Origin of the sequence: Chloroflexus sp. (genome assembly GCF_034432675.1) — a bacterium.
Taxonomy (GTDB): Bacteria; Chloroflexota; Chloroflexia; order Chloroflexales; family Chloroflexaceae; genus Chloroflexus.
In genome coordinates this window covers 1-26,074 of sequence record NZ_DAOUBI010000001.1, presented here as the reverse complement: position 1 = coordinate 26,074, position 26,074 = coordinate 1, and the positions used below count along the sequence as shown (strand labels likewise).

The following is a 26,074-nucleotide window of genomic DNA, read 5'->3' as shown; positions in this document are numbered from 1 at the left end:
CGGAACGATGGGGGGTAACGAGGAGGGATACCGTGCAGCGTGAAGTGCGTCTCAGTATCATCATTCCGTGCTACAACGCAGCAACAACACTGGGTGAACAATTGACGGCGCTCGCAAACCAGCACTGGGATCGGCCTTGGGAAGTGATCGTCGCTGATAACGGTTCATGCGATGAATCACGACGGGTAGCGGCAGATTTTCTGGTACGTATGCCGAATCTGCGTATTATCGATGCCGGTGCCCGGCGTGGCGGAGCGTTTGCCCGCAATGAGGGAGCACGCCATGCGTGTGGCACGGCACTGGCCTTCGTCGATGCCGATGATGTGGTGGCGCCAGGCTGGGTAGCGGCAATTGGCCAGGCACTTGACACCTTTCCCTTTGTTGCTTCCCGTTTCGATATTGAACATCTCAATCATCATTCGTGGCTGAGCCGAACACGGCGCAACCCACAGGCCGATGGCTTGCAGCGGGTGAGCTATCCACCATACCTGCCCCACGCCGGTGGTTCGGGGCTGGCAATCGAACGTGCCCTGCACGATCAGATCGGTGGTTTCGATGAAACCCTGTCGCGTCTGATGGACACCGACTACTGTTTTCGAGTGCAGTTACAGTGTCAGGTGCCGCTGACATTCGTGCCGGATGCCCTCGTCTATGTGCGTTATCGCGATACGCTGGTCGGGATGCTGCGTCAAACCAGGGAACGGGCGATTGCCAATGTAGCTCTGGCTCGTCGCTACAGTCATCTGGCTGACACACCGCGCCGATCACTTTCACCCTGGCTCTCGTATGCGCGGCGCTGGTTGCGGCAGGTAGGGCGGGTTGTCCAGATTCGACAACGTGCACATCTCGCCGAATGGTTGCGAATGAATGCCTGGTTGATCGGTTTGTTGCAGGGCAGTTTGCAATACCGCTGCCCACCACTAGCGATTTAGAGTTGAAAATCATTTCGCTGCTCCCTGGTCAATGTGTGAAAGGCTGCTGTGATCCCTCGATCTTTTGTTACATACAGTGCTGGCCGGCGTGTCCGGCGTTGGTTCACCCCAATCGGTCGGCGTCTCTTCGGCACGCTGGTGCGGGTAGAGACGACTGAACCGCTGGCTGCGTTAACCTTCGACGATGGGCCACATCCCGTCTTTACTTCGCAGATTCTCGATCTGTGCGAACAGTATCAACTTCGGGCAACCTTTTTTCTGCTAGGCCAATACGCTATTGATCAGCGTCATCTGGTGGCACGAATGGTAGCCGCCGGTCATGCGATTGGAAATCATACCTTCAGTCACATTCGTCTGCCGCAAACCCGGCGCTGGCAACGCTGGCGTGAATTGTGGCGAACGCAGCAGGTCCTCGCACCATACCGGGTGCGTTTATTTCGCCCACCTTATGGCGGACAATCCTACGGTTCACGCTTCGATGCCTTCCTGTTTGGGTATGAAGTTGTTGGCTGGACGTGCCATATTGAGGACTGGCTTGCGCAGCCGCCATCGCAACTGGCTGCCCGGCTGGTAGAGCAGGTGCGACCGGGGAGTATTATCTTGCTCCATGACCGATTGGCAAATCCGCGTGATCCCCAGGCTGCCGACCGTTCCAATCTGGTGTCAGCACTAGCGATGGCCTTACCCGAATTGCAACGTACCTATCGCTTTGTTACCGTGCCCGAGTTGCTCCGTGCCGGAACGCCAGTGCGGGTGCCCTGGTTTCGTCCGGCATTGTAATGATTGTGAGGTGCGCCCATTGTGGACGCGCTGATTGGTTTTGCCAAGTTAAGGAAGTTTATGCTCAACGACAATCTTCTCATTTCGCCGTATGGTGGTCGTCTGATTGATCTGTGTGTGCCAGCCGAAGAGCGCGATGACGTACTTGCCGAAGCCTCATGCCTGCCTTCGATTCAAATTTCCATGCGCAGTATGTGCGATCTAGAACTGCTGGCTACCGGTGGCTTTTCACCGCTGACCGGTTTTATGGGGCGGGCAGATTACGAGCGTGTCCTGGAAGAGATGCGGCTGGCGGATGGTACACTCTGGCCAATTCCGGTGACGTTACCGGTTGAACAGAGTCATTTCGGCAGCGACCGCATCGTCCTGCGCGATGTGCATAACAATCCCCTGGCTATCATGGAGGTAAGTGACATCTATCGGTGGGATGCCGAACGCGAAGCGCTGGCCGTTCTGGGTACGACCGATCCACGCCATCCGCTGGTGGCCGAAATGGTGCGTTGGGGTAAGTTTTATGCTGCCGGTCGTCTGCGCATTGTCAATCTGCCCCGCTACTACGACTTTACCGATCTCCGTCGTACCCCGGCTGAAGTGCGGCGTCTGTTACAGGCGATGGGTCGGCCAAACGTGGTTGCCTTTCAGACACGCAACCCGATGCATCGCATTCACGAAGAGCTGACCAAACGGGCTGCAGCGCAGGTAGATGGCAGCCTGCTGATCCATCCGGTTGTTGGCTTGACCAAACCCGGCGATGTCGATCACTTTACCCGTGTTCGTAGTTACCGGTTGCTGGTCGAAAAATACTACGATCCTGGTCGTACTCTGCTCAGTCTGTTGCCGTTAGCGATGCGCATGGCCGGCCCACGTGAAGCGGTTTGGCACGCCATCATCCGCCGCAATTACGGTGCAAATCATTTCATTGTTGGCCGTGACCATGCCGGCCCTGGGCACGACAGTACAGGTAAGCCGTTCTACGGGCCGTATGCGGCGCAGGAGCTACTGGCTCATTATGCGCACGAAATAGGTGTGACGATGATCCCGTTCACCGAACTGGTGTATCTCAAACGGGAAGGGCGCTATGTCACAATCGACGAGGTGCCGCTAGGGGACGAAATTGCCTCTATTTCAGGTACACAGGTGCGAGATGAGTATCTGGCGAAAGGGCGGCTCTTGCCTGAATGGTTTACGCGCCCGGAGACTGCCGAGATTCTACGCCAGATGTATCCACCTCGCCATCGGCAAGGGTTTTGTGTCTGGTTTACCGGTCTGAGTGGGGCCGGAAAATCGACCATTGCCGCCATCTTGAATGTGCTCTTGCTGGAACGGGGCCGTATACCAACAGTCCTGGATGGTGACGTTGTGCGTACCCATCTGTCGAAAGGGTTGGGTTTCTCGCGGGAAGATCGTGATACCAACATTCTGCGGATCGGCTTTGTTGCCAGTGCCGTGGTGAAAGCTGGTGGTGCGGTCATCTGTGCGGCGGTCAGCCCCTATCGGGCGGCGCGCAATGAGTGTCGGACAATGATCGGCAGCGATCAGTTCATCGAAGTGTTTGTTGACACCCCGCTCGAAGTGTGTGAGCAGCGTGATGTCAAAGGGCTATACGCAAAAGCCCGGCGTGGTGAACTACGTGGCTTTACCGGCATTGATGATCCGTATGAACCGCCGGTCAACCCTGAGTTGACCCTGACCACCACGGATGTGACCCCGGAAGAGAATGCGCGCAAGATCATTCGCTATCTGGAAGAGAAGGGATTCCTGGAGGGATAGATGAAAGATGTCTTCGCACACGCCCGGCGTACACTACGGCGATGGTTGAAAGGCCCACATGCCGATCTAGGTTTTAAACCGCAACCCGATTTTTACTATCTGGCCTCGTTTCCCAAGTCGGGGAATACCTGGGTGCGGTTTTTGCTGGCCAATCTGCTGGCCGGCCAGGAATTAGAACTCCAGGGTTTTGGTCGCTACGTTCCAGACAGCCATATCAAGGGCGATCTGGTCTATATGGCCGATCCAACAACCCCCTTCAACCAGATGCGCCCGCGGTTTGTGAAGACCCATCTGCACTACCGACCGGTGTTCCGGCGGGCTATCTACATTGTGCGCGATGGTCGTGATGCGATAACATCGTACTATCACTGGCGTAACCGCCGGTCGGATAAACCGGTAAGTCTGCACGAGATTATTGTGGGTGACATCTACTGGGGACGCTGGTCAGATCATGTGTTGGGGTGGCTGAACAGCGGCGCTGAGTTGCTGGTGGTGAAGTACGAAGATCTCTACGCCGATACACCCTCACAGGTGCGCCATATCCTCGATTTTTGCCAGATTCAGGCCACCGACGACCAGATCGTGGCAGCGGTTGCTGCCTCGTCGTTCGAGCGCATGCGTGCCAAGGAACAGGCTGCCAATGGCGCTGCTACGCCATTCTTTGTGCGTAAAGGCGGTTCAGGTGACTGGCGCAATTTGTTTTCGCCCGCCGATGAGGACCTGTTCTGGCAATACCATCGCGCGGGCATGCTGGCTGCCGGTTATGGAGATCGAGCGGCCTGATCATAGCGGGAGAAGCCGTTATGCGAGAACGACTGGTACGTTTCTGGACTAATTGGTGGATGCGGCAGGCCGGCCCTGGGCGATGGGGGAAAGTGGCGACGTGGCTGGCAGCGTGGCCGCATGCTCCTTACAAAGCACGGGTCGCGCTCGCTCATCGCTATCCACAGGGCTACATTGCGCCATCGGCTCAACTGAGTGGTCGTTGTATCCGACGAGGGCGGCATGTCTTTGTTGGTGATGGCGTTGTGATCTATCAGCGTCAGGATGGCGGCCAGATTGATCTAGGTGATTACGTAGAGCTACACCGCGATACGATCATCGAATGCGGTCGTGGTGGTAGCCTGCGTATCGGTGAACGAACCGGTATTCAGCCCCGCTGTCAACTATCGGCGTATGTTGAACAGATTGTCATCGGGCGTGGCTGTCAGATTGCACCGCAATGTGCATTCTATCCCTACGACCATGGGACGGCGCCCGGTCAGCCGATAGGGAGCCAGCCCCTTACCAGCAAGGGGCCTATCGTGCTGGAAGATGATGTCTGGTTGGGTTACGGCGTCGTGGTGCTGTCGGGGGTCACGATTGGTACCGGGACGGTGGTGGGGGCCGGGAGTGTCGTAACCCGCAGTATGCCGGCAGGAGTGATTGCCGCCGGTATTCCGGCGCGTATCGTGCGTGAGCGAACTGAGCAGGATGTGGAACGTGCGAGGTGAACAATGGCAGCGACGGTAACGGTGGCAATCCCGGTTTACAAGCGACTAACCTACGTCGCTCAGGCCATCCGATCAGTAGCTGATCAGGACTATCCAGCTATTGAGTTGATTGTTTCCGATAATGGCTGTAATGGCGACGCCGTGCTGAATCTGGTGCGTGAGCACTATCCGCGCCCCTTTGTGTTTCGTCAGAACCCGGCGTCGGTGCCGATTGTGCCGCACTTTAATCAGTTGCTGGCCGCCGCCAGCGGTGATTATTTTGTCCTGCTGAGCGATGATGATGAACTGGCACCGGGCTATCTGAACGCTATGGTAGCAGCTCTGGAGTCTCATACTGGGGCAGCCGCTGCCATTTCCCGGGTTGAAGTACTCGATGAACAGAACCGGGTCGTGGCTTCGACCGCCGACCGACCATTGCCGCCACGAGTGATGCGTGGCCCTGATTGGATCCGACGCTGGGGCTATAACCAGCACAAATTCGTCTGCTTTACCACCAATCTGGCGCGTACCGCCGATCTGCGGGCAGTTGGTGGGTACCCCGATTTCGATGGTGGTAATGGGGTAGATAACGCGCTTCTGGTTGTTCTCAGCATTGATCGTAGCATTGTTTACTGTGATGAAGCGGTGTTTCGCCATCGCATCTACGACACCAGTTTTGGCAAATCGGTGGGTGTGTCCAGTCTGGCGCGGGCATCACGGCAGTTTCTGGCATTTCTGCACCAGCATCCGGTGTTGCGTGCATACGCACGACAACATCCGCACGAATGGGCTGTCTGTCGTGATGCCATTACGCGCGTGATCTGGACAACGTACTACGGACGATGGCGACAGCTCTACCGTGGTCGGGAACGGTACATTGATTGGCTGAAAGCCGGTTTTGCTTTACCGTTTATTCCGGCATATTACCGGCGAGCACTGCCTGAAATGCTCTACTCATTACCAGCAGTGGGGAGGCTGGCGCACCGACGTTTACCGGCACGGTGACGGATATGCACGTGGTTCATCTCAGCACCAACGATATAAGTGGCGGTGCGGCCAGAGCAGCCTATCGTCTCCATCGGTCCTTACTTGCAGCGGGCTGTCGGTCACAAATGCTGGTGGCAAACCGACGTAGTGATGATCCAACCGTACAGACTCTGCCTGCTACCGTGAGTATCGTCAAGCGCTGGCAACGGCGCTGGCGGGGCTGGCTCATCCGGCAGGCGATGAAGCCATACCTCCGGACCCGACCGTCCGGGCTGGAGCCATTTAGTGATGATCGCAGTCGCTACGGGGCAGAGCTGGTACGGGCGCTGCCGCCGTGTGACGTCATCAATTTGCATTGGGTGGCCGGTTTGGTTGACTACATCAGCTTCTTTCGCGTCGTACCCCGACGGGTGCCGGTTGTATGGCGGCTATCCGATCAGCAGCCGTTCACCGGTGGCTGTCACTATAACGAGGGGTGTGAGCGCTATACTGCGGCCTGTGGTGCCTGTCCACAGCTCGGATCGCATAACGATCATGATCTCTCGTATCAAATCTGGCGACGCAAACGCGCCGCATTGGCCGTAGTGCCTGCCGGACGTCTGCATATCGTCGCTCTCAACCGCTGGATGGCGGCTGAAGTACAGCGTAGTTCGCTGTTCGGGCATTTGCCGGTACACATCATTCCCAACGGCCTCGACACAACCGTTTTCGCTCCCTTCGATCAAGCGTATGCCCGGGCGACCCTGGGCTTGCCTCAACAGGCGAAGATCGTCCTCTTCGTGGCAGTTTCGGTGGCAAACCGACGTAAGGGCTTTGCCGAACTAACGGCGGCCCTGGCCGGAATGAGTGATGAGTCAGATCTGCTGTTGGTTTCGATTGGGCGTAATCCGCCGCCGATAGCTGCACCAATAGCGCATCGTCCGTTGGGTGTGATCGATGAAGATACCAGACTGGCTCTGGTGTATAGCGCGGCTGATCTTTTTGTCATTCCTTCGTTGCAAGACAACATGCCGAGTACGGTGCTGGAAGCGTTGGCGTGTGGCACGCCGGTGGTTGGCTTTGATACCGGTGGCATCGGCGAGCTTGTGCGTCCCGGGCAAACCGGCTGGCTGGCACCGGTTGGTGATGTGGTGGCGCTGCGAGCAGCAATGCAGCGTCTGTTAACCAACACCGATGAGCGACAGCTGATGAGAGGGCAGTGTCGGGCGATTGCTCTGGCCGAATACCGACAGGAATTGCAGGCGCAGCGCTATCTTGAACTCTATCACCAGATTACTACATCGGCTCATTCCGATTCTGCGGTACGCCTGCGGCGATGAACGTTTTGTTATAACGCTCTTCTGTAGATGACATCTCACTGTCACGTTTTCCGGCTACAACTACAGTGCGATGTGGTAGAGCGTCTATATAATATAATGGTTGTCAAACGGTCTGTTTCCCCGATCACACATTGCTCCACGCCACAGACCAGATGATCGTGAGAGATTTCGTTGTATCTGGCACGTGCAAGAGACCTCTTGTGCGCACTGTGTGGAGGGTCACTTGGAACTCAAAAACTACCTGCTCTTTATCTGGCGCTGGGCATGGTTGATCATCCTGTTTGCGCTCGTTGGTGGCGGCGTAGGTTATGCCTACTCGCAGACCCAGCCCCGCCTTTACGAAGCCTCAACAATGCTCATGGTGAACCAGGATCAGGGCATCTTTGCCCGACCTTCACCAACCCTCGAAGATCTCCGGGCACGTGAACGGTATGCACTGACAGTACGTGAATTACTGCTGGTACGGCCGGTGCTGGAGCGTGCGGCTGGAATGGTTGAAGGAGTGACACCTGCCCAACTGGCAGCACGTACTAGTACAACTGAAGTTAGTAAGACCGAGCTATTTCTGCTTTCGGTGCGCGATACCAGCCGGCAACGTGCTGTTGAACTGGCCGATGCGATTGTCGCTTCGTTCCAGGCTCTGGAGCGTGATCTGCTCGATAATCCCTACGCGCAGGCGTCGACCCTGATCATCGTCGATCCGGCGTATGCAAAACGCAATCCGGTCAGCCCGGATTATACCCGCAACATCGTCCTCAGTGCCTTTATTGCAGTACTGATTGCAATTGTGATTGGTTTTCTCTACGACTACTTCAATACCCGGATCAGCGATGAGGGCGATTTGAGCCGGCGCGGTGGTGGGCGGCCACTGGTTACCGTTGGCAGGCTCAAAGGATCAACACCGGCAGCCCAATTGGTGACGCTTAGGGAACCGACATCGCTCGATGCCGAAGCGTATCGCATGTTCCGGCTGCATCTCGATGCACTGGCTGCCGATGTTCGTCCGCAAGTGATTGCCGTTATCAGTGCAGTAGCCGGCGAGGGGCGGAGTCTAACAGCGGCTAACCTGGCGGTAGCACTGGCGCAAACTGGACGGCGTGTGGTACTGGTTGATGCGAATCTTCGCAATCCGGTCCAGTACACCTTGTTTGACCTACCGAATCAGGGTGGTCTCTCAAACTTGCTCAGTAGTACTGCTCAGGCTATTGAGCCATTTCTCCGGGTTACCGCACAGGCAAACCTTTACGTGCTGACAGCGGGTAATGTGTTGGGATTGCCAGCTCAGTTGCTGGGTGGGGTACATCTGGAGAAGGTGCTGGACGCACTGCGCCAGTATGCTGAGGTCATTATCATCGATACTGCTCCACTTTTAACCTTTGCCGATACCACCCTGTTATTGCGTGCTGTGGATACGACCCTGGCCGTTGTGCGATCTGGCCAAACGACTGAGAGTGATCTGCGACACATGCTGGAGCTGCTGCAGCAGACCGATATCGCCTGTTTGGGGATCGTGTTAAACGGGGTTTGCAAGCGTCGTAGTCGATTCATCCTTCCTAATGCCCATCGCACCGAACCGAAGCCTTCAATGGTGGTGGCTAACCGCAGTGAGACTGTTGGCGATGCAGGAGATTGACCTATGCGACGTTTCTGGTTGATGTTGACCACCACGCTGGCGTTGCTACTAAGTGCCTGTACTCAGCAGACGATGCCTGATACCGAAGCGGTAGCTGTGGCGACGCCGCAGGCAACTGAATCGTCGCCGGCACCTGCGCCGACTGCTGCCCCAACCATTGTCAATGGCACGCTGATCGCTAACGGACGTGTTCAGCCAATGACTGTGCTCGATCTCAGTTTTGTCAATGGCGGATCGGTCGTCGAGGTGCTGGTTAAACCCGGGGATCGGGTGCGGGCCGGCGATGTCATGGCAAGCCTGGATATTCGGGCACTCGATTTGACACTGGCTGAAGCGCGGGTAGCACTGGCAGAGGCACAGGCGAACTACGAGCAGTTGCGTAGTGGAGCTACGCCCGAGCAAATTGCTCAGGCTGAAGCCGAGATTGAGCGGGCCCGTGCCCGGTTGGCCGATGGGCGGACAAATGTCACCCAAAGCGATATTGCTGCTGTCCGGGCTGAATTACGGGAGGCGCGTGCAGTGCTCGAGCGCTTGCAGAAGGGAATCGCGCCCGAAGCCCGTGCTCGGCTAGAAGCCGCAGTAGCGGAGACTCGAGCACGTCTGCAAACTCGCATCAATACGTTGGCGGGTGAGAAAACCCAGCTCGAGTCGCAAATTGAGCGACTGGCGAATGAATTGCGTAATGCGCAGGATGACTATTCGCGGGTCGCCTGGGCGAATCAGCAGATTGTTGAGAGTGGCGGTATGTTGACGCAGGCCCAGATTGATAATGAAACGCGTCTATTGCGGGCAGTGGAAAACGCCGAACGGCGTCTACAAGAAGCACGGGTTGCGCTCGAAACGGTGCGCCAGAATGAGTTTAGCGAGATTGCGGCCTATCGTGCCGAAGTTGAACAATCAGAAGCTATTTTGGCCAATGCATTGCGTCCGGCAACCCCTGATGAAATTGCGGCAGCCGAAAAGCGGATTTTGCAGGCAGAAGCTCGTTTGGCGCAGTTAACTATCAACCATCCCCACGAGGTGGCAGTTTACGAAGCAGAACTGCGCAAGGCTGAAGCTGATTTCGCCCGTCTGGTAGCTGAACCAACCAGCGCCCAGATTGCGATTGCGCAGGCACGGATCGAGCGGGCTGAAATTGAAGTGCGTCGGGCGGAACTGAACCGTGAACGGTACCAGATTCGAGCACCGATTGATGCGACGGTGGTCGCAGTAACGGTGCACCCTGGTCAGACGGTTGAAGCCAATCAGCGGGTTATCACCCTGGCTACGCTGGATCAGTGGCAAATTGTGGTGCCTAACCTGAGTGAAATTCACGTCAGCTTGATAAAGGAAAACGATCCCGTCACGATCAGTTTCATCGCTCTCCCTGATCTACGTCTGAGCGGAAAGGTCAGCTACATCGAACCGATTGGCCAGGAGACCGGTATCGGTACGACGTATACCGTGCGCATTATTCCCGATAGCTGGGATCAGCGGCTACGCTGGAATATGAATGCACAAGTCGTCTTTTCGGCAGGTCAGTAACCATTCTAGAGGAGGAAGCAAATGACGAGTGCGAAGACGCCTCATGCCTTGATTACCGGTGGCGCAGGGTATATTGGTTCATTACTAACTGGCGTACTCTTGAACCAGGGCTGGTCGGTAACAGTGGTAGACGACCTTCTCTTCGGTGGAGCGTCTTTGTTGGGATATTGGTATCATCCGAACTTCCGCTTTACTAAAGGCGATATTTGCGATCCGGCAACTCTGCGTGCCACCGGTGATGGCATTGCCGTCGGTGATTTGCCGCCGGCATCGTTCGATGCAGTCATTCATCTGGCGGCAATCGTCGGTTTTCCGGCCTGCCAGATGGTAGGGCCGCAGGTCGCCTGGCGGTATAACTTTGAAGGAACCAAACGGGTCTTCGCCGTCGCCGAGGCCGGGAGAGTTCCGCGTTTCGTCTTTGCTTCTACCTACAGCAATTATGGTCTCTCAACCGATGGCAAGCCGGTAACTGAAGAGTCGCCGCTGAATCCGCAATCACTCTACGCCGAGACAAAGATTGCGGCCGAGCAGTTCCTGCACGAAAACACGGCCGGGGCAGCGACTATGCCGATTCTCTTCCGTTTCGCCACTCTGTTTGGGGTATCGCCCCGCACACGTTTTGATCTCATTATTAACCAATTCGTCCTCGAAGCGATCACACGCCGCAAACTAATCATCTACCAGCGCGGCTACGCGCGTTCGTTTGTGCACGTGCGCGATGTGTGTGACGCAATTTTGCTGGGTCTGGAAGCTCCGGCAACGGTTGTCGATCGTGAGATTTTTAATGTGGGAAGCGATGAAGGGAATTACACCAAGGATGAAATTGTGGCCCTGGTGCAACGACATGTCGAGGGAACTGTGGTTGAGTACAAAGACCTGACCTTCGGTGGGGATATGCGCGATATTCGCGTTTCGTTTGCCAAAATCCGCGAACGCCTCGGTTTCCGACCGCGGATTAGCGTCGAACAGGGCATTCGCGAGGTGGCCAGTGTCTTGACGAACGGTGTGATCAAAGACGCACTTGATAGCCAGTACCGCAACGCTCAGTTCATCGTCCAGTAAGCCCTGCTCTGTGAGGTTTCTATGCATCTCAACAATCATCACTGGCCTGATAGCTATGAGTTCTGGCAGGACAAGTCGGTTGTAGTGACCGGTGGTGCTGGCTTTCTCGGTTCGTATGTCGTCGAAAAGCTACATGAGCGTGGTGCGTGGCGGATCGTTGTCCCACGTTCGCACCAGTACGATCTGCGTCAGCTTGAGGCTATTCGCCAGCTTCTGGCCGATGCGCAACCCGATATTGTCATCCATATGGCGGCCCGGGTTGGCGGTATCGGTGCCAATCGCGATCATCCGGCAGAGTTCTTCTACGATAACCTGATGATGGGTGTGCAGCTTTTGCACGAGAGCTGGCGGTTTGGCGTGCGGAAGTTTGTGACGATTGGTACGGTTTGTGCGTATCCCAAATATACGCCGGTGCCGTTTAAGGAAGACGACCTCTGGAACGGCTACCCGGAAGAGACGAACGCTCCATATGGCTTGGCGAAGAAGATGCTGCTGGTACAGGGTGAGGCGTACCGCCAGCAGTACGGTTTCAATTCGATCTTTCTGTTGCCGGTCAATCTCTACGGCCCACGCGATAATTTTGATTTAGAAACGTCGCACGTGATTCCTGCCCTGATCCGCAAATGTATCGAAGCCACCGAACGCGGCGATGATGAGATTGTGGTTTGGGGTGACGGTTCGCCAACCCGCGAGTTCATTTATGCCGCTGATGCTGCTGAGGGTATCTTGCTGGCGAGTGAGCGTTACAACGATCCGGCACCGGTGAACATTGGCAGTAGTTACGAAATTAGCATTCGCGATCTGGTGACCTTGATCGCCGATCTGACCGGCTTTCGCGGGCGGATTGTCTGGGATACGACGAAGCCCAATGGTCAACCGCGTCGTAAGCTTGATGTGAGCCGGGCGTGGGAGCGGTTTGGTTTCCGGGCCGAAACGACGTTTGCCAATGGTCTGCGAGCAACAATTGAATGGTATCGCAGCCAGCGTGAGTCGCTTATGGCAATGCGAGCAGCTGGTGAGGCGCACTGATATGACAATGGTACATGGTTCGGCACCAGCAATTACCGATCTACCACTACCACCGGCTAACCGGTCGGGCTGGCCGTGGACGGTCGCAACGCCACCGGCTCCCCAGCGGCCAGGTGGGTGGCCGCGTATCACGATTGTAACACCGTCGTATCAGCAGGCTGCCTACCTGGAAGAGACAATTCGCTCGGTGTTGTTGCAAGGTTATCCGAACCTTGAATACATTGTGATGGATGGCGGCAGCCGTGATGGTAGTGTTGAGATCATTCGCCGCTACGCACCGTGGCTGAGCTACTGGCAATCCAAACCGGATGGTGGTCAATCAGCAGCATTGGCCGACGGTTTTGCGCGGGCAACCGGTGAGATTCTGGCCTGGATCAATTCTGATGATCGGTTGCAGCCCGGTGCGCTGCAACGAGTCGGTCGCTTCTTTGCCGAACGGCCATGGCTGGCCTTCGCCAGCGGTGATGTGAATTTCATTGATGCTGAGGGGCGGGTGACCGCCCGGATTTTTGCTTTACCTCCTAATCCGATCCTAACTGCACTATTGGGTGTGCATCGCTGGCCGCAGCAAGGGTGTTTTTGGCGGCGCAGTGTGTATGAACAGGTAGGTGGGGTTGATCGCCAGTTACGTTTCTGCATGGATCGCGATCTCTTCATTCGCCTCAGCGCAGCCGGTCCCAGCCGCCGCTTACCCGGTCCGCCGCTCGGTGACTTTCGCCTGCACGAAGAAGCGAAAACCGCCACTCTGCATGCGGTTTGGCAGCGCGAGCATGCCCTACTCCAGCGGCGTTATGCGCAACCGGTTGGTATATACCGGTATGCCGGCCTGCGCATGCTCTGGTGGCTTTGGCAAAAACATGCCAGTGTGCGGAATCGGCTTTATCGCGCCTACGGTGTAGAGTGCTAGCAAGGCGAGGCGATGATTGTTACTGGCCCAATCATTCTGAACCCGATAGAACTGGTGTTACTCGGATTGGTGTGCCTTTACGCTGTCTGGCGTGGACGGCCAGAGATTCCGTTGGCGATGTATTTGTCGGTGGCACTATGGACACGCACGGTCTTCGTGGGGCCGAGCGCAGCTACCTGGCCGTTATTGATGACGATTGTGCTGGCGTTGATCCGGTACCTCCATGTTGTACGAACGTGGTCATTGCTGCCACAGCGTCTTGATGTAACGACACGACAATTGGTACCGACTGTCGATTCATGGATCATCCCGTGGATGGGATTGTGGTGGGGATGGGCGCTTTGTGTGCTGTATCAGTTTGATTTGCCGAACAAAATGTCGATTGCACGTCCATTGTTACTAAACATTATCATCGGATCGCTCGTCGCCTTGATGGTGATCCGTGATTCTGGTGCAGCAAGACGGTTTGCGCTCGCCTACCTATTGACTAGCGCCTATGGGTTGTACGCAGCGTTGCGCTTCATCGATGTTCCACTCAGTTATCTATTGAGTGATCCTGGCCTTTCATCACTGCCGTATCGGAATCTTGGTATTCGTGAATACAATTATTTCTCACATCACTTGAGTATTGCATTTCTGCTGGGACTTGGACTATTTCTCCAGGCCCGTCATTTATGGTCGATGATAGCCGTGCTTGCTCTAGCGCTCTTCTGTGGTTACGGAGTGTTTCTTACCGGTGCCCGGCAATCACTCAGTGGGGCGGGATTAGCTGCCAGTTTGATCTTCGCCTGGGCATTGTCGCGTTCGGGCAAGAAGCCCTGGCGCGTACCGCTGGCGATTGCTGCAATTGTAGTAATTGTCGTTCTTCTGTACCAGGTTGCTCCCCACCTGATCGTGCGTGAAGGTGAGAGTGGTCTTGAAGAGTCGTTTAACATCTTTGAGGATCGCGGTGGTCTATGGTTGATTGGCTGGAACTATTTTCTCGCTTCACCGGTGTGGGGGTGGGGGTTTGAACAGAAACTCTGGTCGCACAATATCTTTATCGGTACCCTGGCCGATCAGGGGCTGATTGGGATGACGTTCCTGATTGGTTATCTCGTTTGGGCATTGCGTCGGTTGCCGGCGGTTTGGACGCAGACTCCCAACGATGATCGGTCTATGTGGCGGGTTGTCTTCTTTAGTTTGTTCCTCTTTGCAGTGGTGCACGGCCAAGCATCGGGAAATACAATGTCAACCGCCCATCTGCACTGGCCGCTTTGGGCAGTGTGGGCACTCAGTATCGGTGTAGCGATGGCTCCTGCCCATCAACCATTGCCGGCACTATTGCGAGTACGTCAGCGCACAGTTACAGCAGGGGTACAGCAATGAATAACCACCCGCGGATCACGTTTGGCATGATTGTGCTCAATGGTGAGCCATTTCTACGCTACAATTTGCGTGCCATTTACCCCTATGCACATCAGATCATTGTGGCAGAAGGTGCCAGTCCACGGGCAGCCCACTCGGCCAATCCTGATGGTCATTCACTTGACGGTACGTTACAGACATTGTACCGTTTCAAAGCGGAAGAAGACCCTGACGATAAATTGATCATTGTCACTGCCGAGATGTGCGGTCATCCAAATGGCTTCTGGCCGGGTGAGAAGGATGAACAGAGTCGGGCATATGCTGAACGGGCAACCGGTGATTGGTTGTGGCAGATTGATGTTGATGAGTTTTACCATCCCGCCGATATTGCCCAGGTAGCAGCGTATCTTCAGCAGCATCCCGAAACCAGTTGTCTCTGTTTTCGTGCCTATCACTTCTGGGGTGGCTTTGATTACCTAGCCGATGGTGGTTTGTTCTGGCATCGGCAATACCAGGGTGAGCCGTGGGGCCGTTATCGGCGGGTCTTCCGCTGGCGGCCAGGGTACCGCTACGATAGTCATCGCCCGCCGACGATTGTGGATGAACACGGACGGGATGTGACCCGGCGCCGAATGGCATATGCCGATACGTTTGGGGTCTGGATGTATCACTACTACATGGTGTTTCCGTACCAGTATACCCGTAAAGGGGCGTATTACCAGAATCAACCGTGGGAACGCGAGCGTGGTCGTTTGCAGAAAAATCTCGATCTGCTCAGCGAGGTGAATCTGACAAATGGCCTGTGGATTATGGATCAGTACGGTACACGTAACTGGTTGTGCCGTTTTGATGGCCGCCATCCACAGCCTATTGAAGAGTTGCGGGCCGATATAACAACAGGGCGGGTGATCGTTGAACAACGTCGTACCGACGATATTGAGCGTCTGCTTGCCGATCCGCGCTATCAGCAGATGGTGCAGGCAGCCCGGCGACGGGAACAGCTACGGGCTTGGCGAGATTATCTGGCATACCTGTTCTGGTGGCAACCACGAGCTCGTCTGATTCAACTAGTGCGGGAACAGACACCGCCAGCATTGGTGAAACGATTACCACCGGCGTTGCAAGCCAAATTTATTCCAGAGCATCGCCGGCGCTATCAAACGCAATGGGCCCGCTATCAGCGTTCCATCAGCTCAGGAGACACAATGTGAAGCAACCACTGTTCAGTATCATTACGATTACCTTGAATTGCGCGGTGGATGCCGAGCAGACGGCACGTAGCGTCCTGGCACAAGATTTTGCGGACGTTGAATACCTAGTGAAAGATGGCTGTTCAGCCGATGGGACAGCCGAGCGTCTCCAGTCTCTCGGTGTACGTGTGATCGTCTCTCCTGACACCGGTATCTACGATGCGATGAATCAGGGGGTTGCCCACGCTCAGGGAACATATGTCTGTTTTCTCAACGCTGGTGATCGGTTTAACGGGCCAGATGTGCTCTCGGCAGTGGCAGAGGAGATTACTCGCAGTGGCGAACCCGATTTTCTCTACGGGGATGTACGCTCGTTTGTCCGGCATCCGCATCTGGGAACCGGGCGTGCCGGTGCCGGTCGGTTGATTACCTACCCTGATCGGCTCAATCGCTTCTGGCTGTATCGCAAAATGATCTGTCAGCAGGTCTGGTTCGTCCGTCGTGAGATCTATCTTGCCCAACCTTTTGCCACCGATTACCGGATTCTAGCCGATTACGCTTATCTGCTCGACATGATCCTGCGACGGCGCGTGCGTTATCGACACGTCGCGAAAGAGGTTGCAATCTTCGACGGTGGTGGCGTCAGTAGTCGACGTTCAGCACTTCGTGATGCCGAACGGCAACGGGCATTACAGACGGTGTACGCACCATGGGAATTGCGTCTATACGAGACCATCTTTGGGGGAATGCGATGGCTCAACCGCACTCTTATCTATCCGATGATACCGCTGCTGCCCGAACGGTGGCGCGCCCGATTGAGCGGCCTTTGATCGCCCCCTATCGGGTTGTTCATATCTCAACCGTCCATCCACCGTTTGATCAGCGCATCTTCTACCGTGAATGTGCGAGCCTGGCATCAGCCGGTTACGAGACTCATCTCCTGGTATCGTTGCCGGTCACTGAACTGGAGCGCAAAGCGGTTCATTTGCACAGTGTTGGCGCACCTGCCGAACAACGGTTAGCGCTGGCTTTGAAACGTCGCTGGCAACGGATACGGCGGGCGGCTGCCCTGGCGCGTCAGCTCAGGGCTGATCTGTATCACCTGCACGATCCTGAATTGATCCCGCTTGGTCTGTGGTTAAAAGCAACAACTGGCGCTCGGGTCGTGTTCGATTGTCACGAAAATAACACGGCGTATATCCGTCAGAAACATCATGTCAATTCTTTCCTACGCAAGGGATTAGAACTTGGCATAGCTGCGCTTGAGCGCCTGGCTGCACGGACCTTCGATGCGATTATTACGGCTGATCGCGGTGTGGCCGATCTCTACCTGCGGCAATTTCGCGCCAAGCGGGTAGTAACGGTGCATAATTTTCCGCAGCTCGATCTCTTCCTCCAACAACCATCCCCGTCTGAAGATACACCGTTCGATCTGGTATACCACGGGACAATCCCGCGCTACCATCTCGAAGTGACGTTCGCAGTCGCCGAAGCCTTACGGCGGCGAGGACGCTGGGTGCGCTGGCTCTTTTTTGGGCGTTGCCCGGAGATCGGATGGGCACGGGAAGAGTTGACTCGCCGTGGCTTGCAAGACGATTTCGTGATCGATCCCGATCCCGTGCCACACGATCAGGTGGCATCCCGCGTGCGGCAGGCCCGGATAGGCTTTATTCCGCTCCCCGATCTGCCGAAGTTCCAACACAACATTCCGACTAAGCTGTTTGAGTTCATGGCACTCGCTATGCCGGTAGTTCTCAGCGATCTGCCACCGAGTCGTCCTTTCGTTGGTGATGGTCGTTGTGCAATAATGGTTCCACCCGACGATAGCGAAGCCTATGCCAACGCCATCCTGCACTTACTCGATAACCCGGCATTACGACAGGCCATGGGTGCTGAGGGTCGGCGACGAATAATTAATGAATATAACTGGCAACGTGAAGCACAATATTTGCTGGCATTATACGCAGAGCTGTTATGAGCAACTATCGCAATCCCCATCAGTTGATCATCACTGCCGATGATTATGGTATGTGCTCTGAAGTGAATCGAGCTATTGAAGAATGCCTCGCTGCCGGGGCATTGCGGGCGACTTGCGTAATGACCAATATGCCGGCATATACCGATGCAGATCGCCTAGCGAAGGATTTTCCCTCTGCTTCGATTGGCATCCACTGGACATTGACGGCAGGTACGCCGGTAGCATCGTTGTCTGAAGTGTCCGATCTGGTCGCCCCCAATGGACGATTCTGGTCGGCGGCAGAGTTTCGTCGGCGCTGGTTGTCGCGTCGCATATCTCCAACTCAGGTTATCATTGAATTGCAGGCCCAGCATGCCCGATTTGTTGAACTGACTGGACAGCCCGCATTTTGGAATACTCACCAGAACGTGCATGTGTTGCCCCGGCTCTTTCCACTAGTGGTTGATCTGGCCCATCGCCTCGGTATTCCGGCTATGCGCTCACACCGGCGGATTACAGTGCCTCGTCATCGTTCGACGTTACGGTACTATCTGACTCATCCAATCTACTGGTTAAAGGGGCAAATCATTGCGCGTTGGGCCGCTGCGGCGGAAAAGCGCGGTTTACGGATGCCGGCTGGTGTTGTGAGTACGCCGGGCTTTGGGCCGGGTAAGGCTGCTATCGAACAGATCGTAGCACGCATTCCCTGGCCGCGTCGTCTTCCCGCCGAACTGGTTATCCACCCGGCAACGCGGGTTATTTCCGAACTCTTCGGTGGTCTAACCGAATCACGCCTACGCGAATTTGAAGTCTTTCGCGATCCGACATTGGTTGAGCGATTGGCAGCAATAGGAGTGCAGACTGTTGGTTTCGAAGTACTATGATGCGATTGCTCCCGCTTCCATCTCAGCAACAACTCTACGATCATTCACCACGCTGGTTGCAACGGATTCTGGTGAATGCGGAAGCCGTTCGTCGCGAATGGTTTCGGCGTCACGGTGATTACCGGCGTCTGGTTGCTGAACATAATCCGGCCTGGTACTTTCGCTCTCGCTCTGATCAAGAGGAATGGCAGCTTTATCGCCTAAACCACTTGCTGGCAGAGGTTCGTCGGCGCGTGCCGTTCTATCGCGATACCTTGCCGGATCGCCCATTGACCAGCCTTGTTGATCTGAGCAATTTACCAATGCTCAGCAAGGAGCAGATTCGGCGCAATCCCCTCGCGCTTGTCGCCCCCGATCTCAATCGCCGTACTCTTTGGCCGCGCAAAACCAGTGGATCGACCGGAACACCACTGACCTTCTACCTTGACCGCGAGGCAACGCGAAATCACCAGGCTCCGGCCGATGCGATGTTGGCAGCCCTAGGGTGTCACTTTGGTCAACCACGTGCCCGTTTCTCCGGTGCTTACGTGGTCCCTTATACTCGGACACAACCACCATTTTGGGTCTGGATTGACCTCTACCGTCAATTGCAATGCTCGGCTTACCATCTTGCTCTGTCATATTATCCACATTATCTGCGAGCACTGCGTGACCATGCAGTAGTGTACGGGACCGGCTATCCAACGTCGTGGCACCTGCTGGCAACGTACATCCTGGAGAGCGGTGATCGGCCACCGGCGTTACGGGGAATCATCACCGATAGTGAAGGTATCTCGCTCGAACAGCAAGCCGTCGTCGAGCAGGCGTTTGGTTGTCCGGTGGTGCAGACCTATGGTACCGGAGAGGTTGGTCAGATCGCGTGGCAATGTGAGCATCACCGTTACCACGTGCTCAGTCGGGCGGCTATCGCCGAGGTAGTTGATGAGCAGGGAAACCCGGTCGCTCCTGGTGAAACCGGGCAGATTGTCGTTACCTCATTTGCCAGTTCAGGCACACCGTTTATTCGCTATCAAACCGGCGATCTGGCAACTCTCGCTGCCGATGACTGTCCTTGTGGTCGGCATAGTCCCTCGTGGCTGGCGATTGAAGGGCGGATTGATGATCGTATCAAGACGCCTGATGGGCGTTGGATTGGACGACTGAGCCATGTGACCAAGCCGGGGGTGGGCATCAAAGAGAGTCAGATTGCTCAGGTTGCCCATGATCGCATTGTGATCCGCGTGGTACCGGCATCTGATTTTGTCCCGGCTTCGATGGAAGCTGTTATCGAAGCGGCACGCCGCTATTTGGGGCCGACGATGCAAATTGACTGGGAACTGGTTGAACGCCTGCCGCGAACCCGTGCTGGTAAATTGCGGCACGTCGTGCGCGAGATCGAGGTGTAGTACGATGCGTATCCTCTATCTCCATCAATACTTCACAACCCGCATCGGGGTAGGCGGTACACGTTCGTATGAGTTTGCGCGTTTCTTCATTCAGCAAGGCCATCAGGTAACGATGGTTACTGCTGCCAATCGCCAGGAGCCATGGTCTGGCGGGTTGTGGCGACGGCAGGTGGTTGATGGGATCAACGTGATTGAGGTGCGGGCTGGCTATGCCGACTATAGTCGCGGCACGGCCATTAGTTATGGCCAACGCATTATCGCCTTCCTTCTCTTTGCGCTGACCAGCCTGATTGTGGTGGTACGGGTGGAACGGCCTGATGTGGTGTTCGCTACCAGCACCCCACTGACGATTGGTATTCCCGGTATGCTGGCTAGTCGCTGGTACCGAGTGCCACTGGTCTTTGAAGTGCGCGATCTATGGCCAGAGGCACCGATCCAGATGGGGGTACTTCGGCATCCTCTTCTCATACTTATCGCACGCTGGCTCGAACGGACGATTTACCGCCGGTCGCAGCATGTTATTGCCCTCTCACCTGGTATGCGGCAAGGGGTGATCGATGCCGGGGTAGCCCCGGAAAAGATCAGTGTCATTCCAAACGCAGCCGATCTTGATCTCTTTCATCCACAGCGCGATGGCCAACACTGGCGGCAGCAGCTTGGCAATCCACCGTTCCTGGTTCTCTACTTCGGCACGATGGGTGAAGCTAACGACTTAAGCCAGGTGGTAGAAGCGGCACGGGTTTTGCAACACCAGGGGCGTAACGATGTTCTGATCGTGCTGGTCGGTCAGGGACGTCAGCGTCCCTGGTTAGAAGAACAAAGTCGTCATTATGGTCTGCGTAATGTGCGCTTCCTCGATCCGCTTGCCAAGACAGAGGTAGCAGATCTGGTATCAGCAGCAGATGTCTGTCTGACCATCTTCAAAGACGTTCCGGTACTAGCAACCTGTTCACCTAACAAGCTGTTCGACGCGCTGGCGGCAGGTAAACCGGTCATTGTCAATACACCGGGGTGGCTGCAACACCTCGTCTCCGAATATCAATGCGGTCGCTACGCACGCGCTGGCGATCCCGCCGACCTGGCGGCGCAGATAGTGTATATGTGTGAACATCCAGAGTTTACCCGACAGGCCGGGCGGAATGCTCGCTTTCTAGCCGAACAGTGCTTTGATCGTCGCCGATTGGCGTCTGAGGTGCTAGCCGTGTTAGAGGCGGCAGTCCATCAGGAGCTACGCGTTTAGCGCCTCTTGTACGGCAACTTCGAGGGTGCTGGCGCGAAATGGCTTCTCAATTACCACTAGACCACTCATGTCGGTGCTTTGCAACGCTGCAAAACCACTCATGTACAGTACTTTGAGATATGGACTGATCTGTTGGGCTGCTACTGACAGCGTGCGACCGTCCATTTCAGGCATGACTACATCGGTCAGGAGTAAATCAATCACTTCATCCTGCAGAATTGCCAGCGCTGCTTGGCCGGTAGTCGCCGTGAAGACGGTATAGCCCAGATTACGGAGCGTAGCTGCAGTGATCTGAAGCAGATCGGCGTCGTCATCAACGACCAGAATTCGCGCCTCACGCCGTGCTGCGAGTGGCACAGGCGCCGAAACTTCCGGCTCGATCTCTTGGGCACACGGCAGATATAACCGGATCGTTGTGCCCAGTCCAGATGTCGAATAAATCTGTGCCGTTCCCCCTGATTGACGGGCGAAGCCGTAGACCATTGCCAGGCCAAGCCCGGTGCCGCGTCCGCGTTCTTTGGTCGTAAAGAACGGTTCAAATGCCCGTTCGGCAACTTCCGGCGTCATGCCCGTCCCAGTGTCGGTCACATCGATAGCGATGTAGCAGCCAGGCGCCAGAATCGCCAGCAACATGGTATCTTCTGCCGTCACATGCTGCTCTCTGATTTTGATAGCCAGTGATCCACCTTGCGGCATGGCATCGCGGCTGTTGATGATCAGGTTGAGAAGTGCGGCTTCGAGGCCGGCCCGGTCGGCACGAGCCGGACTGGAGGCTTGCTCGATCAACTGAACCTTGATTGTTGATCCAACTGTAACTTGAATCAACGGCAAAAATTCGCGGATGACCTGCAATACATCAATGCTGGTAGGGGCCAGCGGCTGGCGGCGGGCAACTGCTAGCAGGCTTTTGGTTAATTCGGCACCACGCAGCGCTGCTTGCAGCGCAGAGTCAATGGCCTGACGGGTTGCTTCATCCCCTTGCCAGTCGCTCAGCGACAGATCAAGATTACCGATGATGATGCCGAGCAGATTATTAAAATCGTGGGCCAGGCCACCGGTCAGCAAGCCGAGGGCTTCCAGTTTCTGTGTCTCGCGGATTCGTTCGTCAAGCTGTCTGCGTTCGGTAACGTCACTCAATGCCCCAACCATGCGAGTGACCGTTCCCTCATTGTCGCGCAATGCCTCGCCGCGTGCCAGTACCCAGCGATATTTGCCGTCACGGTAACGCATGCGAAATTCCATGTGGAACGGTTCGTATCCGGCAAAGTGACGGTCGAGGGCTTTGGTCACCTCTGACCAGTCATCGGGATGAATGCGCTCGAAAAAGGTCGTAATCGCATTCGGTAATTCATCTTCGCCGAAGCCGAAGAGCGCTTTCCACTGCGGCGAAAGGTAGGTAACGCCGTTAATGATGTCCCAGTCCCATACCCCATCCTGCACGGCCCGTTCGGCCAGTGTGTAGCGTTCTTCACTGATTCGAAGGCGTTCGGCGATCACGTGCTGCTCAATTACCGGCCCGGCCAGATGCCCGACAAACTGAAGAAGAATCTGATCATCGCGCTGTGGCAGCGTGTTACGTGCTGACCAGACGGTAAATGCGCCGATGATGGTTCCACCTGCCCCGGAAATTGGTTCTGCCCAGAGGGTTGTGAAACCGTGGAGTTGAGCAGAGACAGCGTAATCTGTCCACTGTGGATCGAGCCGCAAATCTGGTATCCAGAGCCGTTGCCTGGCAAGAATTGATTGCCAGCGCGATTGTGATGGTTGCCGCAGCCCCTCTTCCAGCAGCTCATTCAACCCTGATGGCAGGTTTGAGGCAATGACATGCGTTTGTCGGCGACTCGTAGTATCAAAGAGGACAAGGGCACAGCGTGTATCGGGCTGCTCCTCCTCAAAGGTTTTTAATAGAATACTCATAAGGTTCTCCAAACTTTCACCTCCGAGCAAGCTGGTGAAGAGCTGAACCCGTAAACGTTCCTGGAATTCCAGACGCTTCAATGCACTGATGTCGGTATGTGTACCGAGCATGCGTAATGGATGACCATGAACATCACGCTCGACAATAGCGCCAACCGAGAGAATCCATTTCCAACCGCCCTGTTGCATCCGCGAGCGAAATTCCACCCGATACTCAGGGATTCGTCCGGCAAGATAGTCGAGATACGTCTGGTACACCATTGCCGCGTCGGCAGGGTGCAAACGTTCGCGCCAACGCTGGTTTGTTTCGGTGAATGTCGCCGGATCGTACCCTAACATTGTGGCATATTCGTCATTTACAACGGTCAACCCACTGCGCACATCAATATCGTACAGCCCTTGATTGGCAGTGCGCAAAGCCAGTTCCAGCCGATAGGCGTTTACCCGCAGCGTTTGCAGACTTTGATACTCACCAGTAACATCGGTAAAAAAGATAAAGATCAGTCGCTGACCATTGCCATATACACCTCCTGGGGCAATGTTGCAGTAAAAGATGGAACCGTCGCGTCGCTGACAGATCACGTTCAGAATGGGAGACTCATCGCCTGCGACCATCCGGTGAAATGCATCAATGGCAGTTGCCCGTTCTTCATCCGGGTGCATCTCTTCCAGGCGTAGCGAGCGCATTTCTGCTGCCGAATACCCGAAGAGTTGATTCATAGCCGGATTCGTCCAGCGAATAAGCCGGTTGCTCGTTTCCACTTCAATCACACCGTGCGGTGAGTGCTCAATAATCATGCGCAGCCGACGGGTTTCCCCGTCAAGGGCTTGTTGTTGCCGTATCTCTCGTTGCACAATGAATGGCAAGCGTTGAAGACGATTTTCAAATAACACGTCTACAATACCCGGTCGATTGGCAAAATGAGCTAATAGCACATCATCATCTACGCAGAGGAGGATTATTGAAAGGCCAACCGGAGTATTGATGTAATCCTCTGCGCGACACAAAACAACGACTGATTGATGTTGATTGATCGCATCAAGCAGCTCCGGTAACGTTGTCACGAATGAGTAACTGATAGAGGAGAAAGGTGCAAGAGTCTGTGCAATCGGCTCACGCAGATCTTCAACTGCGAAGAGAATGAGGTGGGTGCGTGCGTCAGCCATAATGGTGTCCTTAAAATGTAACCGAGGCGACGGATCGCACCGGGTATCTACTATTATATCACTTCAGTCATCGTGATTGCTTCCACCTGTGGGGGGATTGTCTGTCCAGGGATCGCCCCAACCACTGTCACGGGCCTGGCGCCAGAGCATTTTTTGACCGCGGGTGATGGTTATCGCTTGCAGTCCCTGATCTGTACAAACCTGGAGTTCAATCCGCCCATTGTGAGTGATCGGATGGCGGACGATTCGTCCGTCAATCGGCTTGCCCTCATGTCGCGATGTGATCAGGTACGCAAATTTCTCATCTTCAAACGGTGCTTCGGCGGCTTTTAACCGACGAAGAAACGCAGGGCGGGCAATGCGTTGCGCAAAATGGCACCAGTCGTTCCCCTCAGCCAATGGACAGGCTGCGGTATGCGGACATGGCGCCAGTAAGTGAGCATTCCGTTTGATTAGCTCACTGCGTGCGTGCAAGATGGTCGTGTGGCCAGTCGGTGTTCCAGGTTCAACTAATACCAATGCGCCACCAGCAGCTTTCCATAGTCGGCTCAGTACAAGGGTACGGGCTGTTGGTTCGATTTCGCCATAGACATATCCGGCAACCACCAGATCACTTTCAGACAGGCGATCCATGGTTAGCACATCCTGCTGTTGCCACACGATAGTGGGGAGATCGGCATTGGCTGTTAGTTGTTTACCAATCCGGGCCATCGCCGGTTGCCGTTCGATTGCTACCACCTGTTGCAGTGAAGGCCATTGTTCGGTTGCGGCCCAGATCGCAGCACCGCTGCCGGCACCAATGTCAAGCATCCGTTTGGGCGTAAAATCGGGCTGCACTTCAGCTAATCGGCGGAAAACAGCACGCAGAGCAGCGTAGGTGGCCGGCATGCGCCACGCTGCGTAGGCTACTGCCTCAAGCGTTGTGGCAATGACAGGCGCTCCGCTACCCGTCTCGCGATAGCGGGCCGATAGTTGGAGCGCAGTCCGTTCAAGTGCCGAAGCCGGCTGCGAGGCGATCATTCGCTCTAGTGCATTCTGCAGAGTTGTCGGTAGTTGCATAAGCGTTCCAATGCTATCGGTAGGGCCAACCCTTCCAGAAGCGAAATATTTGTCACCGGGCCTGGATTGAGCTCATCTCACCTCTATCCCAAACCAATGACAAAGGTACAAACGGACGACAATGATACATCCGTCCACTCTGCACAGCACGCGCTGCATTATACCAATGATGAGAGATGGTGGTTGACAAGCGATCCGTCCATTCGTGACCAGAAGTCGGAGCGCAGATAGCAATGCGATGTACTGAGATTGATTGGCTGGTAGAACTTTGCGCATACTCTAAACGTTTTGCGCTATCACGCCACTACTGGCGGTAGATAGAATACGTAAACGTATACCGCAAACAGGTCTCAGAGATACCCTACATGCCCTTACCCTCGATGGGCCTTCCTGATGAGGTAGAAGTTGCGTTGGTCAAAATATGCTGCCTGCCCTGAATAGAACCTGTTTCAAAAAACATCTACTGTGAAGGTATCTCATTCATTGCCGAACAATTCCATGATCGTGACGAGC

The 26,074-nt window shown here is 55.4% G+C and carries 21 protein-coding genes; 19 read left to right on the top strand and 2 right to left on the bottom strand.

Annotated features, from left to right (window positions below; genetic code table 11):
* Positions 1–32: 32 nt before the first annotated feature.
* The 19 genes from VAE55_RS00105 (at position 33) to VAE55_RS00015 (ending at position 21,418) form a co-directional block, all read left to right on the top strand.
* Positions 33–932, top strand: a complete 900-nt coding sequence (locus tag VAE55_RS00105; protein ID WP_322813800.1) for a glycosyltransferase family A protein — start codon at positions 33–35, stop codon at positions 930–932.
* A 48-nt stretch (positions 933–980) separates the two neighbouring features.
* The gene (locus tag VAE55_RS00100; protein WP_322813799.1) at positions 981–1,712 is read left to right on the top strand and encodes a polysaccharide deacetylase family protein; all 732 of its coding nucleotides are present in this window, start codon (positions 981–983) and stop codon (positions 1,710–1,712) included.
* Positions 1,713–1,772: 60 nt separating this feature from the next.
* Positions 1,773–3,482: a bifunctional sulfate adenylyltransferase/adenylylsulfate kinase gene (locus tag VAE55_RS00095; RefSeq protein WP_416181149.1), complete on the top strand. Its 1,710-nt coding sequence runs from the start codon at positions 1,773–1,775 to the stop codon at positions 3,480–3,482.
* Positions 3,483–4,265: a sulfotransferase domain-containing protein gene (locus VAE55_RS00090; RefSeq protein ID WP_322813797.1), complete on the top strand. Its 783-nt coding sequence runs from the start codon at positions 3,483–3,485 to the stop codon at positions 4,263–4,265.
* Positions 4,266–4,285: 20 nt separating this feature from the next.
* Positions 4,286–4,975, top strand: coding sequence for an acyltransferase (locus VAE55_RS00085; protein WP_322813796.1), 690 nt, complete (start codon positions 4,286–4,288; stop codon positions 4,973–4,975).
* A 3-nt stretch (positions 4,976–4,978) separates the two neighbouring features.
* Positions 4,979–5,959 (top strand): glycosyltransferase family A protein, encoded by a 981-nt coding sequence (locus tag VAE55_RS00080; protein ID WP_322813795.1) that lies wholly within the window; start codon positions 4,979–4,981, stop codon positions 5,957–5,959.
* Between the two features lie 5 nt (positions 5,960–5,964).
* A complete protein-coding gene (locus VAE55_RS00075) occupies positions 5,965–7,260 on the top strand; it encodes a glycosyltransferase family 4 protein (RefSeq protein ID WP_322813794.1) in 1,296 nt (431 codons plus the stop codon).
* A gap of 223 nt (positions 7,261–7,483) precedes the next feature.
* On the top strand, positions 7,484–8,893 hold the full coding sequence (locus tag VAE55_RS00070; RefSeq protein WP_322813793.1) for a polysaccharide biosynthesis tyrosine autokinase: 1,410 nt from the start codon (positions 7,484–7,486) through the stop codon (positions 8,891–8,893).
* A 3-nt stretch (positions 8,894–8,896) separates the two neighbouring features.
* Positions 8,897–10,417 (top strand): efflux RND transporter periplasmic adaptor subunit, encoded by a 1,521-nt coding sequence (locus VAE55_RS00065; protein ID WP_322813792.1) that lies wholly within the window; start codon positions 8,897–8,899, stop codon positions 10,415–10,417.
* 21 nt (positions 10,418–10,438) lie between these two features.
* The gene (locus VAE55_RS00060; protein WP_322813791.1) at positions 10,439–11,479 is read left to right on the top strand and encodes an NAD(P)-dependent oxidoreductase; all 1,041 of its coding nucleotides are present in this window, start codon (positions 10,439–10,441) and stop codon (positions 11,477–11,479) included.
* Positions 11,480–11,500: 21 nt separating this feature from the next.
* Positions 11,501–12,508, top strand: a complete 1,008-nt coding sequence (locus VAE55_RS00055; protein WP_322813790.1) for a GDP-L-fucose synthase — start codon at positions 11,501–11,503, stop codon at positions 12,506–12,508.
* Between the two features lies 1 nt (position 12,509).
* Positions 12,510–13,415, top strand: a complete 906-nt coding sequence (locus VAE55_RS00050; RefSeq protein WP_322813789.1) for a glycosyltransferase family 2 protein — start codon at positions 12,510–12,512, stop codon at positions 13,413–13,415.
* 12 nt (positions 13,416–13,427) lie between these two features.
* Positions 13,428–14,783, top strand: coding sequence for an O-antigen ligase family protein (locus VAE55_RS00045; protein ID WP_322813788.1), 1,356 nt, complete (start codon positions 13,428–13,430; stop codon positions 14,781–14,783).
* Positions 14,780–15,973 (top strand): glycosyltransferase, encoded by a 1,194-nt coding sequence (locus VAE55_RS00040; protein ID WP_322813787.1) that lies wholly within the window; start codon positions 14,780–14,782, stop codon positions 15,971–15,973. The genes VAE55_RS00045 and VAE55_RS00040 overlap by 4 nt, the downstream gene beginning before the upstream one ends.
* Positions 15,970–16,782 (top strand): glycosyltransferase family 2 protein, encoded by an 813-nt coding sequence (locus tag VAE55_RS00035; RefSeq protein ID WP_322813786.1) that lies wholly within the window; start codon positions 15,970–15,972, stop codon positions 16,780–16,782. Before VAE55_RS00040 ends, VAE55_RS00035 begins: the two co-directional genes overlap by 4 nt.
* Positions 16,704–17,930 carry a glycosyltransferase family 4 protein gene (locus VAE55_RS00030; protein WP_322813785.1) on the top strand — a complete coding sequence of 409 codons (1,227 nt, stop codon included), beginning with the start codon at positions 16,704–16,706 and terminating at the stop codon, positions 17,928–17,930. Before VAE55_RS00035 ends, VAE55_RS00030 begins: the two co-directional genes overlap by 79 nt.
* Complete coding sequence (locus VAE55_RS00025) at positions 17,927–18,793, top strand: carbohydrate deacetylase (protein WP_322813784.1); 867 nt, start codon at positions 17,927–17,929, stop codon at positions 18,791–18,793. Before VAE55_RS00030 ends, VAE55_RS00025 begins: the two co-directional genes overlap by 4 nt.
* Positions 18,790–20,178 (top strand): phenylacetate--CoA ligase family protein, encoded by a 1,389-nt coding sequence (locus tag VAE55_RS00020; RefSeq protein ID WP_322813783.1) that lies wholly within the window; start codon positions 18,790–18,792, stop codon positions 20,176–20,178. The genes VAE55_RS00025 and VAE55_RS00020 overlap by 4 nt, the downstream gene beginning before the upstream one ends.
* Before the next feature lie 4 nt (positions 20,179–20,182).
* Complete coding sequence (locus VAE55_RS00015) at positions 20,183–21,418, top strand: glycosyltransferase family 4 protein (protein WP_322813782.1); 1,236 nt, start codon at positions 20,183–20,185, stop codon at positions 21,416–21,418.
* Here the strand turns inward: VAE55_RS00015 and VAE55_RS00010 are convergent.
* Positions 21,407–24,502: a PAS domain-containing protein gene (locus VAE55_RS00010; protein WP_322813781.1), complete on the bottom strand. Its 3,096-nt coding sequence runs from the start codon at positions 24,500–24,502 to the stop codon at positions 21,407–21,409. The two genes, VAE55_RS00015 and VAE55_RS00010, sit on opposite strands and share 12 nt — an antisense overlap.
* Before the next feature lie 63 nt (positions 24,503–24,565).
* Positions 24,566–25,561: a small ribosomal subunit Rsm22 family protein gene (locus tag VAE55_RS00005; RefSeq protein ID WP_322813780.1), complete on the bottom strand. Its 996-nt coding sequence runs from the start codon at positions 25,559–25,561 to the stop codon at positions 24,566–24,568.
* Between the last annotated feature and the right edge of the window lie 513 nt (positions 25,562–26,074).

Coding starts and splice junctions, on each gene's coding strand:
- VAE55_RS00090 (WP_322813797.1), top strand. CDS start 3,483: ATGAAAGATGTCTTCGCACACGCCCGGCGTACACTACGGCGATGGTTG.
- VAE55_RS00010 (WP_322813781.1), bottom strand. CDS start 24,502: ATGGCTGACGCACGCACCCACCTCATTCTCTTCGCAGTTGAAGATCTG.
- VAE55_RS00050 (WP_322813789.1), top strand. CDS start 12,510: ATGACAATGGTACATGGTTCGGCACCAGCAATTACCGATCTACCACTA.
- VAE55_RS00075 (WP_322813794.1), top strand. CDS start 5,965: ATGCACGTGGTTCATCTCAGCACCAACGATATAAGTGGCGGTGCGGCC.
- VAE55_RS00020 (WP_322813783.1), top strand. CDS start 18,790: ATGATGCGATTGCTCCCGCTTCCATCTCAGCAACAACTCTACGATCAT.
- VAE55_RS00060 (WP_322813791.1), top strand. CDS start 10,439: ATGACGAGTGCGAAGACGCCTCATGCCTTGATTACCGGTGGCGCAGGG.
- VAE55_RS00030 (WP_322813785.1), top strand. CDS start 16,704: ATGGCTCAACCGCACTCTTATCTATCCGATGATACCGCTGCTGCCCGA.
- VAE55_RS00055 (WP_322813790.1), top strand. CDS start 11,501: ATGCATCTCAACAATCATCACTGGCCTGATAGCTATGAGTTCTGGCAG.
- VAE55_RS00085 (WP_322813796.1), top strand. CDS start 4,286: ATGCGAGAACGACTGGTACGTTTCTGGACTAATTGGTGGATGCGGCAG.
- VAE55_RS00065 (WP_322813792.1), top strand. CDS start 8,897: ATGCGACGTTTCTGGTTGATGTTGACCACCACGCTGGCGTTGCTACTA.
- VAE55_RS00015 (WP_322813782.1), top strand. CDS start 20,183: ATGCGTATCCTCTATCTCCATCAATACTTCACAACCCGCATCGGGGTA.
- VAE55_RS00040 (WP_322813787.1), top strand. CDS start 14,780: ATGAATAACCACCCGCGGATCACGTTTGGCATGATTGTGCTCAATGGT.
- VAE55_RS00095 (WP_416181149.1), top strand. CDS start 1,773: ATGCTCAACGACAATCTTCTCATTTCGCCGTATGGTGGTCGTCTGATT.
- VAE55_RS00025 (WP_322813784.1), top strand. CDS start 17,927: ATGAGCAACTATCGCAATCCCCATCAGTTGATCATCACTGCCGATGAT.
- VAE55_RS00005 (WP_322813780.1), bottom strand. CDS start 25,561: ATGCAACTACCGACAACTCTGCAGAATGCACTAGAGCGAATGATCGCC.
- VAE55_RS00045 (WP_322813788.1), top strand. CDS start 13,428: ATGATTGTTACTGGCCCAATCATTCTGAACCCGATAGAACTGGTGTTA.
- VAE55_RS00080 (WP_322813795.1), top strand. CDS start 4,979: ATGGCAGCGACGGTAACGGTGGCAATCCCGGTTTACAAGCGACTAACC.